Source organism: Herbaspirillum robiniae (genome assembly GCF_002213415.1).
GTDB lineage: Bacteria > Pseudomonadota > Gammaproteobacteria > Burkholderiales > Burkholderiaceae_D > Herbaspirillum > Herbaspirillum robiniae.
The window spans coordinates 208,318-224,681 of sequence record NZ_NJGU01000006.1 but is presented as its reverse complement, the minus strand read 5'-3'; the positions used below and the strand labels follow the sequence as shown (position 1 = coordinate 224,681).

13 protein-coding genes and 1 tRNA gene are annotated in these 16,364 nt (G+C 62.7%); 3 read left to right on the top strand and 11 right to left on the bottom strand.

From position 1 onward, the window contains the following. Window positions 1–2: 2 nt before the first annotated feature. The 3 genes from CEJ42_RS12585 to CEJ42_RS12575 are packed head-to-tail and all read right to left on the bottom strand — an operon-like array spanning window position 3 to window position 4,991. The gene (locus CEJ42_RS12585; RefSeq protein ID WP_207760419.1) at window positions 3–2,072 is read right to left on the bottom strand and encodes a hypothetical protein; all 2,070 of its coding nucleotides are present in this window, start codon (window positions 2,070–2,072) and stop codon (window positions 3–5) included. Next, a complete protein-coding gene (locus CEJ42_RS12580; protein ID WP_129587708.1) occupies window positions 2,065–3,708 on the bottom strand; it encodes a site-specific integrase in 1,644 nt (547 codons plus the stop codon). The genes CEJ42_RS12585 and CEJ42_RS12580 overlap by 8 nt, the downstream gene beginning before the upstream one ends. A gap of 8 nt (window positions 3,709–3,716) precedes the next feature. After that, complete coding sequence (locus CEJ42_RS12575; protein WP_088751289.1) at window positions 3,717–4,991, bottom strand: site-specific integrase; 1,275 nt, start codon at window positions 4,989–4,991, stop codon at window positions 3,717–3,719. A 168-nt stretch (window positions 4,992–5,159) separates the two neighbouring features. Here CEJ42_RS12575 and dnaQ point away from each other — a divergent pair, with 168 nt between their 5' ends. Together dnaQ and CEJ42_RS12565 are read left to right on the top strand one after the other, a co-directional pair. After that, window positions 5,160–5,912 (top strand): DNA polymerase III subunit epsilon, encoded by a 753-nt coding sequence (dnaQ, locus tag CEJ42_RS12570; protein ID WP_088751288.1) that lies wholly within the window; start codon window positions 5,160–5,162, stop codon window positions 5,910–5,912. Between the two features lie 141 nt (window positions 5,913–6,053). Next, window positions 6,054–6,128: transfer RNA gene (locus CEJ42_RS12565), tRNA-Val, on the top strand. 89 nt (window positions 6,129–6,217) lie between these two features. On the opposite strand, the gene CEJ42_RS12560 is transcribed toward CEJ42_RS12565, so the two are convergent. The 3 genes from CEJ42_RS12560 to CEJ42_RS12550 form a co-directional block, all read right to left on the bottom strand. Next, window positions 6,218–7,696 carry an aldehyde dehydrogenase gene (locus CEJ42_RS12560; protein ID WP_088751287.1) on the bottom strand — a complete coding sequence of 493 codons (1,479 nt, stop codon included), beginning with the start codon at window positions 7,694–7,696 and terminating at the stop codon, window positions 6,218–6,220. A gap of 18 nt (window positions 7,697–7,714) precedes the next feature. Next, window positions 7,715–8,626, bottom strand: coding sequence for an NAD(P)-dependent oxidoreductase (locus CEJ42_RS12555; protein WP_079218784.1), 912 nt, complete (start codon window positions 8,624–8,626; stop codon window positions 7,715–7,717). A gap of 133 nt (window positions 8,627–8,759) precedes the next feature. After that, window positions 8,760–10,190 carry an aldehyde dehydrogenase family protein gene (locus tag CEJ42_RS12550; protein ID WP_088751286.1) on the bottom strand — a complete coding sequence of 477 codons (1,431 nt, stop codon included), beginning with the start codon at window positions 10,188–10,190 and terminating at the stop codon, window positions 8,760–8,762. 307 nt (window positions 10,191–10,497) lie between these two features. On the opposite strand from CEJ42_RS12550, the gene CEJ42_RS12545 reads away from it, so the two are divergent. Next, window positions 10,498–11,703, top strand: coding sequence for an ABC transporter substrate-binding protein (locus CEJ42_RS12545; RefSeq protein WP_079218786.1), 1,206 nt, complete (start codon window positions 10,498–10,500; stop codon window positions 11,701–11,703). A gap of 203 nt (window positions 11,704–11,906) precedes the next feature. Here CEJ42_RS12545 and CEJ42_RS12540 read toward each other — a convergent pair whose 3' ends face one another. The 5 genes from CEJ42_RS12540 to CEJ42_RS12520 form a co-directional block, all read right to left on the bottom strand. After that, complete coding sequence (locus CEJ42_RS12540; protein WP_088751285.1) at window positions 11,907–12,500, bottom strand: thiamine pyrophosphate-dependent enzyme; 594 nt, start codon at window positions 12,498–12,500, stop codon at window positions 11,907–11,909. Beyond that, on the bottom strand, window positions 12,497–13,048 hold the full coding sequence (locus CEJ42_RS12535) for a phosphonopyruvate decarboxylase (protein ID WP_088751284.1): 552 nt from the start codon (window positions 13,046–13,048) through the stop codon (window positions 12,497–12,499). The genes CEJ42_RS12540 and CEJ42_RS12535 overlap by 4 nt, the downstream gene beginning before the upstream one ends. A 162-nt stretch (window positions 13,049–13,210) precedes the next feature. Then, window positions 13,211–14,143: a LysR family transcriptional regulator gene (locus CEJ42_RS12530; RefSeq protein ID WP_079218789.1), complete on the bottom strand. Its 933-nt coding sequence runs from the start codon at window positions 14,141–14,143 to the stop codon at window positions 13,211–13,213. 56 nt (window positions 14,144–14,199) lie between these two features. Continuing rightward, a complete protein-coding gene (locus CEJ42_RS12525; protein WP_088751283.1) occupies window positions 14,200–15,594 on the bottom strand; it encodes a sensor histidine kinase in 1,395 nt (464 codons plus the stop codon). A 3-nt stretch (window positions 15,595–15,597) separates the two neighbouring features. Then, a complete protein-coding gene (locus tag CEJ42_RS12520) occupies window positions 15,598–16,269 on the bottom strand; it encodes a response regulator (protein WP_088751282.1) in 672 nt (223 codons plus the stop codon). Window positions 16,270–16,364: the final 95 nt, after the last annotated feature.

The following is a 16,364-nucleotide window of genomic DNA, read 5'->3' as shown; positions in this document are numbered from 1 at the left end:
TTTTAGTTCCTCAACTCGTCAAGGCAGGCCAGCAGATCGGCCCCATACTCGATAGTCAAAGTGGTTCTTTCCAGGAGTTTGACACCGGCTTCCTCCGCCTTCCCGTTGACAAGGGGCTGCTCATGGTTGAAATCTGCCGGGCCGGTGATCGTAATTGGGCTGCCGTCAGGGATCTGTTCGTTATTCAGGATGGATAGCAACTCGTCCAGTTTTTGGATCTGCGGTCCGCTGACCTTCACCCACCGCGTGGCTGAGCGCTCGCCCCGCGTGATGGCCTCTTGCGCAGCGAAATACGTTTTAGCCAGTTCATCGCGCTCAGCGGCAATCACCTCGGTAGCAAAGCGGTCTCCTTTGCAGATCAAGACTTCCGAGCAGTTCAGGCAATCCGCGAACTTGTTGCAAGGGCCGACCCGCCAACTGCGTAGGCACAGCCCATATCGGCTACGGTGAATGGGACCTTGCGCATAGAGCTCGGCCTCCTCGTTGGTGACAGGTGCCTGCGTGCTTTGCTCCACTTCCTGTACCCTCAAGGAGGCTGAGGCCGCTGCGCCCTGATCGTTGTCGAGATAGGTCCAGGTTTGTAGGTTTGTCGAACGGCTGCTCCAAGACGTAATTACGTCGATAGGCACGCCGCTTTGCTTAGCTCGGCGGTTGAGCCAGTGCCGCGCGGAGTGGGACTTGAACTTGATGGCTTCAAAGCCATGGCGGGTGTAAAAGCAAGCGGATGATGCCTTCCCATCTTTTTGTGTTGCGCATAGGTGCCGGGCGTAGTAACTAAGGTCGAAGGGGGTCAGCAAAACGGGGCTCGTAAAAGCCTTGGTCGAGAACTGGTTACGCAGGCAGCACAGCAGTGATTCGGACATTTTCAGTGGGGGCTCGGTGCCTGGGACTACCGGCTCCTGATACGGGAAATGCGGGTTGAATTGCCGATGGTCCTCCAAGACAATCTGCCACAAGGAGTTCAGGGTGCATCCGGTCATTGAATGTGATCCAGTGCGCATTTTGAAAAAGGAACTTGCGCTTTTGCTATCTGAAAAACCTAAGGCTTGAGCCACCTGCGCAGGTGTAAGCGGTTGGTCGGCAGGAACGCGTGGACAGGCTGCATGGCGGTAGAATTCAGTGGGCTTGTCTTCCATGTGACGCGCCAGGCTCCGCCCCTTTTCCGTCACCTTGGCCAAGCGCCGCAAGGCCTCAATGGCTATCTCCGCCATGGTTTCTGGTATAGGCTTGCGCGCGAATTCGTTGATTTTAGGAACCCAATATTTTAGGAAATACTGGGTCTTGCCGTCCTTATCTTGGTCGCTGTCTATGCAGTCGACTCTAAAACGGATGGCTTCCATTATTCGCATCGGCGCAGAAAGCAGCAGTGCCGTAAGGCCAGTGATTAGCACATCGCAGTCTTCTAGCGGCTGATGAAAGCCGCGGGCAAACACTTCTGCGATGGCGAGCAAGCTATCCTGGTCTGGTAGCTTTTCATCTTTGATATGCTGTGGAGCCAGAGCGCCGCGAGTTCTCTCATAGCTGCGCGCACCATGGTATGGATGCTGCCAGTAATGGGCGCTCGGAGTGACAATGGCGTAGTCCGCCAGTTGCTTCAGGATGGTGAGGAGTTCTTGGGCAATGGATGGTGCTGTTGTACGTCCTTCCAGTATGGTCATTGCCTGGTCGAAGTGGCGCTGCGAAACTTGGGTAATGTTGGGCACACCCATATCCCGCCGGAGAACGTATTCTAGGATGCGCAGCGCTTGCATCTCACGGGCAATAGTCTTGCGTTCTTTTAGATGGTGGCCCTGCCGTAGGTACGCCTTTGCCACTTGCATGAATGCCGGGTGCATCACCTGTTCGGGTGTGGGTGTTTTTGACGGATGCAAGCGGGAATTTTCTTCATTCGTGAAGCGAAAGTTTCTGAACGTCGTCGGCCAGGTCACGCTTTCCCAAGAAAAGCCTTCCAGGTGACCCCAAGTGGGGAGGCGATCGCGGGCTAGGGCAATGAAAGCGTCGAGATTTTCTTGCGCTGCGAGATCCTTGCGCGGGATAAATTGAATGACGTTCATCATGTTCGAGTCAATCATGGTTTGCCTCTAGCTCAGCTTTGCGGGCATTGCACCGGGCGATGCAGGCTTGAACGGCGCGGATGTCAGGCCCGAGATCAATGGGGGCCAGCAGTTTACGGGCACCGCCGATCTTGATCATCGCATCCTCTTCTGTCTGCCTTTTCACCAACGCATACAGCACTTCTTCATGCGGCGCATACACCAGTGGCTCGAACATTTTGCAGCGATAGCAGGGGATCGGAACCGACGTAGTCGAGCAAAAACTGTGCTTTCCGCATTTGCCGACATTCTTCAAATCACGTTGCGCAGCAAATTCCAGTGTGCTCTCCGGGTCGTTGGCCCGGGTTGCCTGCGATTCATCGTCCAGCAGCCTCCCGGTGAAGGCCATGGCTATCGGAGCCAGCGCGCCCTTCATGGCGTCGTTGATTTGCCGTGCTACCTCGGCAGGGTCGTTATAGTACGCAGCAAGCGATTTTTCGCTTGTATGGCCCAGCCAGAAGGAGAGGACGTGCTTTGTCGTGCCCAGCCGTGCCAACTGCCGTGCGCGGGTATGACGCATGCGGGTGGCATTGACCCGGATTGGTCGACCAGTGCGGTGGCTAAGGGGCGGTGTGGGCTTGCCCTGCTTGCTGTAGTCTCCCAGCGTGTTTGTTGCCCACTTCAGAACACGGCTTACCTTGACGTCCTCGAGGTGGAACAGACGGTGGTCTAATCTAGCGCGCCAGTTGGCACGGTAATGCTCGCTCAGCGTATTAATGGCTTGATCTATTTGCTTTCCACTGGTAAACGCCGGTAGTTGTTTCAGTTCGGGCTCGGTCAGGGGGCTGCCTAGCTGTTGTTCGAACAGTGCTTTCACATCCTGCTTTTGGATCTGGAACAGGTCCCACAGGTGGTCAGCCACCGGGTGTACTTCTTCTTTACTATCCCGGAAGTTTTGCTTCGCACCTTGGTCCTTCGCGCCCGGAAAATGGATACGGCGTTCACTACTGCTGGCACCCGTCGCCGGGTCGTCACGGAAGTCGCCGATCTTGAGTTGCGCAATTTGAATAGGGCGCCTGGCATACTGTAGCGACAGCAGGCGCATCAGTGTGATCTGGGTGCCGGTGTGGCCCCGGTCGTAGTTATCCCAGGTGCATCTTATTAGAGCGTCATATTCCAGGTCGGTGAGCCAGCTCTCTTCCGGGTCATCAGACAGGACTTTGGAAGTTCTTTTTCTCTTGGGTAGGGAGCGTACAAGAAACTGGAGCGCGTCGCTGGTGATGGCGTGGGGATAGCGGTCATGCCAGTACATAAAGAACGACACAATTGTGCTTTTTCTCGAGTGGAAGCCCGGCCGCGTGATTGCGTTGACGATCCACCCCAAGTCGAATTCACGGGTAGGGTGCGCAGCGAGAGATCTGTGAATGGCCGCAATTGCCATAAACCATGTCTGAGACGCGTACTTTCCGCTTTGTGCGAACGAAATGACATGGGCTCGCAGGGAGCGGTAGGCCTCAGGTGCCAATACCTTGAAAGCTGAGCAGTTCAAGTTTCCGATGCCAATCCACTTCAACGTATCACCCTTCCAGACAAGTTCGCTAGGCTCTGCTTGCGGCTGGGTAGTGCGGTTCAGGTCCAGGCTCGGGAACGCTATGGGTTCTTCTAACGTGGTCATTATCAGATTCACTTTATTCGGCGTTGGTGACGAAGAGGCCCAGCTTCTGGGCTTGCGCCACCGCCATCAAGAATGGTGGGGACCGGCCGTTCGGTAGCGCTAGCAACCTTGAGTCCAATGCTGAACGCCTGTTCCTGAACGTGGCGCGCGTTATAGATCGCGGCCATTTTTGACTCGACGGACCATCCCATCAAGGTCTTGCGTATTTCCGACTCATTTTCCGCATCCATCTTGGCCGTATCTGCCTCTTTCGAGAACCGGTAGTTCCAGTCGTGCCGAAGCAAATGGAAGTGGAGTTCGAGCAAGGCGGGGAAGTCCTTCTTGAGGCTTGCCAGAGCTTGATCGCAATTGGAGATCGACAGGGGCTTGCCTTGCCCGCGCCCTGCGCGATGCGTCACAAAGATAAAGCCTTCATTGTCAAAGCTAACGCCAGGAACATCAGCTCGATATCGGACAATATATTCTGTGAGCAGCTTTTCCAGTTCTGGTGTGATCGGTACGATTCGCCCTCCGGTTTTGGCGACTGGCTGGGCAACACGGCTGTCGAACTCATCGTGATGATTTCGCTCAATTTCCAACCGTGCGCCCATGCCACCGGTCGATTCCGACACATTTTTCAGTTTTAGGCTGAGCACTTCGCCGCGCCGCATTCCGGTTTCATAGAGAATCCGAAGCATTACGATGGTGCGCAGGCGCGAGCCACGATCTGCGGACCGGAAGAGACCGACAAACGGTTCGATCCATAACGCTTCCAGTTGCGCTCGCGTTGCTTCCGAGAGATGCTGATTCAATATCCGCTGCCTTTTTGCTGATTGAGAGCCTGTTTTGGAAATCAGTTTGTCGACCAGCCTTTTGTGCTGGAGGTCGATCATGTTCCTGACTTCAGTGCGGTAGGAGTCTGTGACGAGTTCCTCTGCGAGCCACTTCAAATACTGGGCGGCATATGAGACATACGTGTTGCCTTTGCTTTCACCAATGGTCTCGCCCTGCTTTCCGCGGCGAGCTGTGTTCAGGGATCGTGTCAGGCTGTCGATTTCGTGCAGCTGCAAGAATTCGTGTCTTTGGAAGCGCACTTCCAAGTCAATGTTGTTTTGGTCTGCCCATTCAAGCGCCCGTTTGATGGCCTCAAGATGCACTAATTGTGTGGCATGGGTCGTCGATAGGCGAATACTGCGGGCGATAAAGGCGGTCGGGTAAAATAGCGGCCAAGGTTCTAGGCTCGAATAAAGCTGACTGAGTCGCTCGCCGTCTCCGGCAATGAGGGATCGGATTTTTAAGCTCATCGGCTTGCCTCTCTATCTTTGCGTTTACGCTTTCACTAACTTTAAAAGAAGCATTGGTTCTGTTTACACTTCTCGCAAGAGTTTTTGCGTGAAATTTTTGACGTTCTTAAGTTTCTTGGAAGAAAAATGCAGGAAAAATAGTGTGACAGATAATGAAATTTACAAACCATGAATAACAGGATAGTAATCCTCGACACCGAAACCACCGGCCTTTCGCCGCGCGCCGGCAACCGCATCCTTGAAATCGGCTGCGTCGAAGTGCTCAACCGCCAGCTGTCCGGCAACAACCTGCACTTCTACATCAACCCCGAGCGCGAGTCCGAAGAGGGCGCGCTGGCGGTGCACGGCCTGACCACCGAATTCCTGTCCGACAAGCCGGTCTTCGCGAAGATCGCGCCGGAATTCCTGGACTACGTGCGCGGCGCGCAGATCATCATCCACAACGCGCCGTTTGACGTCGGCTTCCTTGACGCCGAACTGGCGCTCCTGGGCCTGCCGCCGTTCAAGGAGCACGTCGACGAAGTGATCGACTCGCTGCAGATGGCCAAGGAAATCCACCCCGGCCGCCGCAACTCGCTGGACGCGCTGTGCGACCGCTACGGCATCTCCAACGCCCACCGTACCCTGCACGGCGGCCTGCTGGATGCGGCGCTGCTGGCCGAGGTGTATCTGGCCATGACGCGCGGCCAGAACTCGCTGACCATGGACCTGGCCGGCGGCGAGGATGAAGGCGAGGGCGCCGGCGCGATGGAGCTGGCGCCGCTGGCGCAGGTGATCGTGGTCCCGGCCGGCGACGAGGACCTCGCGCTGCATGAGGACGTGCTCAACCAGCTCGACAAGGAAGTGCGGGGCAGCTGCGTGTGGCGCTTCGAACCGCCGCCGCCGGAAGCCGACGCAGCCGCCGCCGCTCCGGCCGCCTGAGGTTTGTGGCCGGCAAGCCGCATATCGCAGGCATGCCGGATAAAAATCCAGCAATTATTTACGCAGCCCTTGCACAAGCCGCGAAACTTTGTAATAATCCTGCTTCTCGATTGGCGCGCAACACAAAACGCTGGTCCAAATGGAAGGTTAGCTCAGTGGTAGAGCACTGCATTCACACTGCAGGGGTCGCAAGTTCAAACCTTGCACTTTCCACCAGATTCAAGAAAAAAGCCGACTTCAAGTCGGCTTTTTTCATTCCTGCTTCAGCTTCGTTCATTCACGCTTCTTGACCCGCATCAGCGCAATCAGCGCATCGTGAACGGATTCCCCGTCTTGGCCCCGGTATTGATCCACACGCTCTTCACCTGCAGGTACTCGTGGATCGCGTCCATGCCGTTCTCCCGCCCCAGTCCCGAATCCTTGTAGCCGCCGAAGGGCGACATGTAGCTCACCGCGCGGTAGGTGTTGACCCATACCGTGCCGGACTGGATGCGCGCCGACATGCGGAAGGCGCGGCCGATGTCGCCGGTCCAGACGCCCGCGCCCAGGCCGTAGGCCGAGTCGTTGGCGATGGCCACGGCCTCGTCCTCATCCTTGAAGCGGATCACCGACAGCACCGGGCCGAACACTTCTTCCTGCGCGATGCGCATCTTGTTGTTCACGTCGGCGAAGATGGTCGGTTCGATGAACCAGCCGCGGCCGCACTCGGGGCGCTCGGCCGGGGCGCCGCCCATCACCAGGCGCGCGCCGTCCTGCTTGGCCACGTCGATGTAGCCCAGCACCTTGTCGTATTGCTGGCGTGTGGTGACCGGGCCGACCTGGGTGCCGGCTTCCAGCGGGTTGCCCATGCGCGCGGTGCGGGCCAGCGCGGTCAGCTTGTCGAGGAAGGCGTCGTGGATGGAGTCCTGCAGCAGCAGGCGCGAGCCGGCGATGCAGGTCTGTCCGGTGGCGGCGAAGATGCCGGAGACGGCGCCGTTGACCGCGTCTTCCAGGTTGGCGTCGGCGAACACGATGTTGGGCGACTTGCCGCCCAGCTCCAGGCTCACGCGCTTGAAGTGGCCGGCGGCGGCCTGGTTGATGGCGCGGCCGGTGGCGTCGCTGCCGGTGAAGCTGATCTTGCGCACCAGCGGGTGCTCCACCAGCGGCGTGCCGACATCTTTGCCGAAGCCGGTGACGACGTTGACCACTCCGGGCGGGAACCCGGCTTCCTCGAACAGCTTGACGAATTCCAGCGTCGAGGCCGAGGTGAATTCCGAGGGCTTCAACACCACCGTGCAGCCGGCCGCCAGGGCCGGCGCGATCTTCCATGCGGTCAGCAGCAGCGGCGAGTTCCACGGGGTGATCGCGGCCACCACGCCGACCGGCTCGTGGCGGGTGAAGTTGAAGTAATCCTGCTTGTCCAGCGGGATCACCGCGCCCTGGACCTTGTCGGCCAGGCCGCCGAAGTAGTGGAACCATTGCGGGATGTAGTTCAGCTGGCCGTGCATCTCGGCGATCAGCTTGCCGTTGTCGCGCACTTCGGTCTCGGCCAGCTTCTCGGCGTCGCGCGCGATCAGCTCGCCCAGGCGGCGCAGCAGCGCGCCGCGCTGGCTATGGCTCAGCGCCGGCCATGGACCGCTGGTGAAGGCGCGGTGCGCGGCCTGCACCGCGCGCTCGACGTCCTCGGCGGTGCCGGCCGCCACTTGCGCCCAGACTTCGCCGGTAAAGGGATTCCAAGAGTCGAACCAGTTTCCCCTGGCGGCATCGCGGAACTGGCCGTCGATGAAGAGTTGGTAACGCTGCACGCTATTCTCCTTGCATTCTCACTGTTTCAGGCGCGGCTTCTCGGTGTGGGAGAGGTCGCACAGCACGTCCACCATGGCCGAGAAATCGTTGCCGCCGAAGCCGCGCGCACGCGCGGTGCTGAAGGCTTCCTTGGCGGCCGCGCCGATGGGCATGGGCGACTTGGCGGTGTTGGCGGCGCTGACGATGAGCGTCAGATCCTTGTGCGCCAGGTCGATGGTGAAGCCGGGGCTGATGTCGCCCTTGAGCACCTTGTCCGGCCATGCGATCTTCAGCTGGCCGTTGGTGGCGGTGGTGCCGTAGAGCACTTCCAGCGTCTTCTCCAGCGACAGGCCGAAGCGCTGCGACAGCGTCAGCGCTTCCGCGTTGAGCTGGCACGAGACCACGGCCAGGTAGTTGTTGACCAGCTTGGTGCGGGTGCCGGCGCCGGCCTCGCCGCAGTGGTGGATGGTCGAGCCCATGGCTTGCAGCATCGGCAGCACGCGCTGGAAGTCGGCCTCGGCGCCGCCCACCATGAACAGCGATTCGCCGCGGTCGGCGTGGCTGGCCAGGCGGCCCACCGGCGCGTCGACGAAGGATTTGCCTTGCTGCTTCGCCTCGGCTGCCAGGCGGTCGGTGACTTCCGGCTCCACCGTGCTCATGTCCATCACCAGCGCGCCGCCGGCGGTATTGGCCAGCACGCCGTCGGCGCCGCCCACCACCTCGCTCACGATGGCCGAATTGGGCAGCATGGTGATGACGATGTCGCAGCCGCGCGACGCCTCCGCCACGCTGGCCGCCGGTTGCGCGCCCAGCTTGACCAGCGCGCCGACGGCATCCTTGTTGATGTCGTACACGGTCAGGGGGAAGCCCTTGCGTTGCAGGTTGGATGCCATGCCCAGGCCCATGCGGCCCAGTCCGATGAAACCGATCTTCGGGGATTGCTGACTCATTTCACGTCTCCTGGATATTGTTCTCTTGATGGACGGCGCCTGCCCGGCGCCGCCTTCCGACTATGTCACAGCTGCGCCTTGCGCGCCGGCGGCTGTGCGCAAACGGGCCGCGGCCCGGAACGGCGGGCCTGCCTCACACGCTGAGGTAAGAGGTCTTCACGATGGTGTAGAAGTCGATCGCGTAGGTGCCTTGCTCGCGCGGGCCGTAGCTCGATCCTTTGCGTCCGCCGAAGGGGACGTGATAGTCCAGGCCGGCGGTGGCCAGGTTGAGCATGGTCAGGCCGGCTTCGGCGTGCTGCTGGAAGTGGCGCGCGTACTTCTGCGAGGTGGTGCAGATGCCGGCCGAGAGGCCGAAGCTGGTGTCGTTGGCCACCGCCAGCGCCTCGTCGTAGTCCTTGACGCGGATCACCGCCGCCACCGGGCCGAACACTTCCTCGCGGTTGATGCGCATCTGGTTGGTGGTGTCGGTAAACAGCGTCGGCGACAGGTAATGCCCCGGCGTTTCGCGCTTGAGCAGTTCGCCCTTGACGCGCACGCTGGCGCCTTCGCTGCTGCCGATGTCGATGTAGCGCAAGTCCTGCTCCAGCTGGCGGCGGTCCACCACCGGACCGACCTGGGTACCGGCCTTGAGCGCCGGGCCGATGTTGATCTGGGCCAGTCGGGTGGCCAGCGCATCGACGAAGCGGTCATGGATGCCCTCGGTCACCACCAGGCGGCTGGACGCGGTGCAGCGCTGGCCGGTCTGGAAGAAGGAGCCGTCCAGCGCGCAGCCCACCGCGACGTCGAGGTTGGCGTCGTCCAGCACCACCAGCGGGTTCTTGCCGCCCATCTCGGCCTGCACGCGGATCATGCGCTCGGTGGCGCGCCTGACGATCTGGTTGCCGGTCTTGACCGAGCCGGTGAAGGTGATCGCGTCCACGCCCGAGAGCAGGGCGTCGCCCACCACCGCGCCGGTGCCGTGCACCAGGTTGAACACGCCGGCCGGCACGCCGGCGCGATGGATGACCTCGGCCAGCGCATGCGCGGTGCCGGGCGTGAGCTCGGAGGGCTTGAACACCACCGTGTTGCCGAAGGCCAGCGCCGGGGCGATCTTCCACGCCGGAATGGCGATCGGGAAATTCCACGGCGTGATGATGCCGACCACGCCCACCGGGTCGCGCGTGATCTCGACGTCGATGCCGGGGCGCACCGAGGCCAGCTTCTCGCCGCGGATGCGCACCACTTCGCTGGAGAAGAAGCGGAAGATGTTGGCCGCGCGGCCGACCTCGCCGATGGCCTCGGCGCGGGTCTTGCCTTCTTCGCGTGCCAGCAGCTCGCCCAGTTCCTCCTTGCGGGCGAACAGTTCGTTGGCGATCGTGGTCAGCAGGTCCGAGCGCAGCTGCGAGGTGCCGGGGTTCCACTTGGGCAGCGCGGCGCGCGCGGCGGCGATGGCGTCGCTCACCTGCGCGGCGCTGGCGTGGCTGGCGCGGCCGATGATGTCGTTGGTGTCGGACGGATTGATGTTGTCTGCCTCGCTGGCGCCGGCCACCCATTCGCCGGCGATCAGGTTCTTGTATTGCGTCATCGGGATTCCTTGCAGAGATTGAAGACGGAACCGCAGCATTGCATGTGGGAAGCGACAGCGTCCAATACCGGTTTCTGATCCCTCCATCACGTTTGCGCATGCCAGCGGGAGCCTTGCCGGGAGCGGGTTTGTTGCAACGCAAACACATCCATAGCAAAGTGCAATGGCGTCATCACAAGCTAACATTGGACGGCCGGAATCGGCCCGGGATATGGTCTGCTTCGACCGCAATCGGACCGTCGACGGGTTGGGGACTTTGGCAGGCGCGACGGCTCAGGCGGCACCATACGACTATAACGGAGACGACATGAACCTGAGACTGACCACCCTGGCCGGCGCGCTCGCGGCCGCGCTGTCGCTGGCCGCAGCCGGCCCGGCGGCCGCCGCCGGCGACACCATCCGCATCGGCTTCATCACCGACATGTCCGGCGTCTACGCCGACCTCGACGGCCCCGGCGGCGTGGAGGCCATCAAGATGGCGATCGCCGACGCCGGCGGCAGCGTCAACGGCAAGAAGATCGAACTGACCGTGGTGGACCACCAGAACAAGGCCGACATCGCCGCCAGCCGCGCGCGCGAGTGGTACGACGCCGGCTACGACGTGGTGATCGGCGGCACCAACTCGTCGGCCGCGCTGGCGATTGCCAAGATCGCCGCCGAGAAGAAGCGGGTCTTCCTCTCTCCCGGCAGTGGCACCACCCGCCTGACCAATGAGGAGTGCAATCCCTACACCGTGCAGTACAGCTACGACACCTTGTCGGTGGCGCGCGGCACCGGCACCGCGATGGTCAAGCAGGGCTACAAGAGCTGGTACTTCCTGACCGCGGACGTGGCCTTCGGCAATTCGCTGGAGAAGGACACCGCCGACACCGTCAAGGCCAACGGCGGCACTGTGGTGGGGGCGGTCAAGCATCCGCTGGGGGCGTCCGACTTTTCCTCCTTCCTGCTGCAGGCGCAGTCGTCCAAGGCGCAGGTGCTGGGCCTGTCCACCGGCGGCACCGACCTGGTCAACGCCATCAAGGGCGCGGCCGAGTTCAACATCACCAAGAGCATGAAGCTGGCCGGCATCCTGATGTTCATCAACGATATCCACGCGCTGGGCCTGCAGCTGTCGCAGGGGCTGTACTTCACCGACGGCTTCTACTGGGACCGCACCGAAGAGTCGCGCGCCTTCTCCAAGCGCTTCTTCGCCAAGACCAAGCGCATGCCGAGCTCGCTGCAGGCCGGCGACGCCTCGGTCACCGCGACCTGGCTGGCGGCGGTGAAGGCCACCGGCGGCACCGATGCCGACCGCGTGATGGACTACATGCGGGCCAACAAGATCAACGACTTCTTCGCCACCAACGGCGTGATCCGCCCGGACGGCCGCATGGTGCACGACATGTACCTGATGCAGGTGAAGGCGCCGGCCGACTCCAAGTATCCCTGGGACTACGCGCGCATCGTGCAGACCATTCCCGGCGACCAGGCCTACATGAGCAAGGCGGAGTCGAAGTGCCAGTATTGGAAGTGATCTGAGTTTTCGGTGTACCGGGAACGCCTGCATCTGGATGGATGCAGGCGTTTTTTTGCGCTCGTCTTGATACGGAGCCGGCGAAGCCGTGTCTGAAATTGCCGTGTCGTCCCCGCGCAGGCGGGAAGCCAGCGTCGTTGGTCGCAACAACTCCGAATAAAAAAAGCCCGCCGAAAAGGCGGGCTGAAGAAGGCCGGGCAGGCTTACATGGGCGCCAGTCCCAGCACAGCACGAAAACGATTCTTCACATACACGCCGTCGCGCGGCGGCAGCGCGCGCGGCAGCTCGTCCGGCAGCACCTTGACGGTGGCCAGCAGCGGCCCGCCGGCGGCGGCGATCTTCTGGAACAGGTCGCCGGCCTGGTCGGTGGAATCCACCCGCACGGTCTGGCCGATGCCGCAGCCGGTCGCCACCGTCGCCAGGTCGGTGCCCAGGCTGGTGTGGCTGCGCTGCATGCCGGTCTCGCCGAAGTGGCCGTTGTCCAGCACCACCACGTTGAGGTTGGCGGGTTGCTGCGAGCCGATGGTGGCCAGCGCGCCGATACCCATCAGCTGTTCGCCGTCGCCGGTCACCACGATCACGGTGCGCGTCGGCTGGGCGATGGCGATGCCCAGGCCCACCGCTGCGGCGCCGCCCATGGCGCCCCACAGGTAGAAGTTCTCGTCGCGGTCGCCGGCGGCGTACAGGTCGTAGGAGGACGAACCCAGGCCGGTCACCACCAGCGCCTGCGGAAACGCCTCCACCAGCTGGCGCACGAAGGCGCGGCGGTCGATGCCCTTGGATTGTGCTGCGCTCATTTGCCTGCCTCCCATTTCTTCTTGCCGATCAGCCGCTGTCCCAGCAGCACGCATACCGCTTCGCCGCCTTCGAAGGCGGCCGAGAAACCGGCTGCCACCGTGGCCGCCACGTCTTCCGGACGGTCGGCGCGCAGCACCGTGATGCCCATCAGCTCGATGGCGGCCTGCGTGGCTTTGCCCATCGGCGACTGCCACTGGTTGAACTCGGCCCACTCACCGCGCATGGTGACGATGGAGAAGAACGGGAAGCGGCAATTGGAGATCAGCGAGAACATGTTGATGCAGTTGCCCACGCCGCTGCTCTGCATCAGCAGCGCCGCGCGCTGGCCGCCCAGCCAGGCGCCGCACACGGTGGCCACGCCTTCTTCCTCGGTGGTCAGCACCACGCCGCGCATCTCGGGATCGGCATGCACGCGGCGGATCACGTGCGAGTGCCCGGCGTCGGGCACGTAGGCGACCTGCTTGACGCCGCCTTCCTTGAGGATGGAAAAGATGTCTTCGCGCCAGTCTTCCGACGCGTCTGGCGTTACGCCCGTTTTGGTGTTCATGGAATGTGTTTCCCCGGTCTCTGTACTGGAGCGGTCATCGTAGAGGCCGCGTGCAGGGCCGTCCAATACAGAAATCTGTTCGGACAATCAGTTTTCGGCATGGCAGGAAACGCGTCGCGCGCACGGCCATGCGGACCGGGGAACGGGGAACGGCAGGTGGGTTCAGTCGTCCAGCCAGGTGGCGCCGGGCCAGGCGCCTTGCTCCAGCTTGCGCTTGATCAGCGCGCGCAATTCGGTGGCCGCGCAGCGCACCGCGATCGAGGAGCGCCGCGTCAGTGCCTGGGCCAGCACGATCTTGCGATGCACCGCCTGCTTGGAGATGGGCGCGGCGGCGAAGCGGCCGGCGGCGACGTCGTCGAACACCGCCACGCCCGGCAGGATGGTGTAGCCGATGCCGGACTGCACCAGGCTCTTCTGCACGTTCATCGCGTTGGTCTCGGCGATCACGTTCAGGTGCAGGTCGGCCAGCGAACAGGCGCGGTCCAGCAGCGAGCGCACGCCGTGCGGCAGCGCCGGCAGCACCAGCGGCAGCTCGGCCACCGCCGACAGCGCCAGCTCGCCCTGCAGCGACAGGTCCTTGTCGGGCAGGCCCAGCACGTACAGCGTCTCGTCGACCAGCGGCGCGGTCTCCAGCAAGGCCGAGGGTTTGGGTTCGTACATCAGCGCCAGGTCGACCTCGCCATCCTCCAGCCATTGCTGCAGGTAGCCGCCGAAACCCACCGAGATGTTCACCGTCAGGCGCGGATAGAGTTCGCGCAGGTGGATCACCAGCGAGGCCGCCAGCAGGTCGCTGGTGCTGGGCAACAGACCGATGGTGACCGAGCCGCTGACCACGTCGGGCGAAGGCGCGATCTCTGCCTTGGCCTGGTCCAGCTCGTGCAGCGCGCGGCGCGCGTGGTTGGCGAGGATGCGGCCGGCTTCGGTCAGGTCCATGCCGCGGCGGCCGCGTTCGAACAGCGGCGTGCCGACGTCCTCCTCCAGCAGCCGCAGCTGGCGCGATACCGCCGGCTGCACGATGTGAAGCAGTTCGGCCGCGCGCGTGACGCTGCCGGTTTCAGCGATGGCCAGAAGGGCCCGCAATTGCTTGACGTCCAATTTGTCTCCCTGAATTGCCTTGCGTGGTGCTGATGAGTTTTTTTATTGTCGCAAGTTTAACCCGGCAGGGCGGGAAGCTTCACGGTGGCCACCAGGCCGCTGCCGTCCCCGGGCGCATCCAGCGTGATGCTGCCTTGGGAGGCCTGCACGATCTCGCGCACGATGGGCAATCCCAGGCCCGAGCCGGGCTGGTCGGGCGCGGCATTGCGGTAGAAACGCTCGAACACGCGCTCGCGCACCTCGGCCGGGATGCCGGGACCGTTGTCGCTGACGGTGATCACGAACTGCGCGCCGTCGCCCGCGCCGTCCTCGCGCGCCAGCCCCACGGTCACCTTGCCGCCGTGCGGGGTGTAGCGCAGCGCGTTGTCGATCAGGTTCATCAGCATGCCGGCCAGCTGCGTCTCGTTGCCGTTGACGACGGCGCCTTCGAGCTCCGTCTCCATGCCCAGGTCGATGCCTTTCTTCAGGGCCAGTCCGGCCAGTTCCTCCAGCACCGTCGCCGCCACCGCGATCAGGTCCACCGGCCCGCGCGGAAACGCGCCGCTGTTGGACGCCTCGGCCTGCGACAGCTGCAGCAGCTTGTTGGTCAGGTCGGTCATGTTGCGGCTGCTCTCGTGCAGCGCCGCCAGCACCTGCGGCAGGCGCGCCGGATCGTCCAGCTGGCGCGCGAACTGGATCTGCGAGTCGATCACCGTCAGCGGCGTGCGCAGCTGGTGGGCGGCGTCGGCGACGAAGCGCTTTTGCACCGTCACCTGGGCGTTCAGGCGCTGGATGTACTGGTTGATCGCCTCCACGATGGGGCGCAGCTCCAACTGCAGCTGGCCGGCGCGCAAGGGGGTGAGCGAGTTGGGGTCGCGCGCGGCCAGTTCGTCCTTGACCGCCAGGATGGGGCGCAGCTCGATGGTCAGGCCCAGCACCACCAGCGCCACCGCCAGCAGCAGCAGCACCAGCTGGCGCCGCAGCGAGGGTTGCCACAGTTCGCCGATCATCTGCTGGTGGCCTTGCATGGTCTGGCCTACCGATACCGCCACCATGCGCAGCGTGCCTTCGTCGTACAGCGCGCGGATGTAGCTGACCACGCGCAGCGGACGGCCGTCGAAGTCGGTCGTGGTGTAGGCCGGGTGCAGCGCCGCGAAGTCCGGCTCGGCCGGGAAGTCGGGGCGGCCGGCCAGCAGCGTGTTGTCGTCCATCAGCACCTGGTAGTAGACCGCGTCCTGCGCCGGCGAGGCGAACATTTCCAGCGCCGCCGGCGGGATCGAGACCACCGGCGCGCCATCCTGCCAGGTGACCTGGCCGGCCATCATGCGCGCCGACGCCACCAGCGCGCGGTCCTGGATCAGCGTGGCGCTGGCGGCGGCGTTGTCGTAGGCGTCGCTGGCCGAGAGGCCGACGTAGACCGTCATCGGGATCAGCAGCCACAGCAGCAGCCGCAGGCGCAGGCTATCGATCATCGTTCATTCGTCTTTCTGCTTGAGCAGGTAGCCCAGGCCGCGCAGCGTCATGATGGCGGCGCTGGAACTCTCCAGCTTCTTGCGCAGGCGCGAGATGTAGATCTCGATGGCGTCGGCGCTGGGCTCTTCCGAGAGGCTGAAGATGCCTTTCATCAGCGCCGTCTTGGAGACCGTCTTGCCTTGCTTGAGCATCAGGATCTCCAGCACGTCGTGCTCGCGCGCCGGCAAGGCCAGCGTATTTCCGGCCACGGCGAACTGACGCGTGTTGCTGTCGTACACCAGGTCGCCGCAATGGATCTCGGCCGCCTTGTCGGGCGTCTGGCGCCGGATCAGCACCTTGATGCGCGCCACCAGCTCGCGTATTTCGAAGGGCTTGACGAGGTAGTCGTCGGCGCCCGCGCCCAGGCATTCCACCTTCTCGTCGATGGAGCCGCTGGCGGTCAGGATCATCACCGGCACGCCGTTGTGGCGCTCGCGCAGGCGGCGCAGGACGTGCTTGCCGCCCAGTTTGGGCAGCATCAGGTCCAGCAGCACCACGTCGTAGTTTTCATCGCGCAGCACTTGGTCGGCGATCTCGCCGTCGGCGGCGATGTCGACGCTGAACTTGTGTTCCTTGAGGATCTGCTCCAGCCAATGGGCGAGCTGCGGGTTGTCTTCGATGAGGAGCAGTTTCATGCCAAAGTGTCTATGTTTTTGTTGCGCTGCAAATAAAAAAGCCGTTTTTTTGAAGGCTGGATGAAGGTTTCGGCTTCTTAGAATAGGCCCGCAAT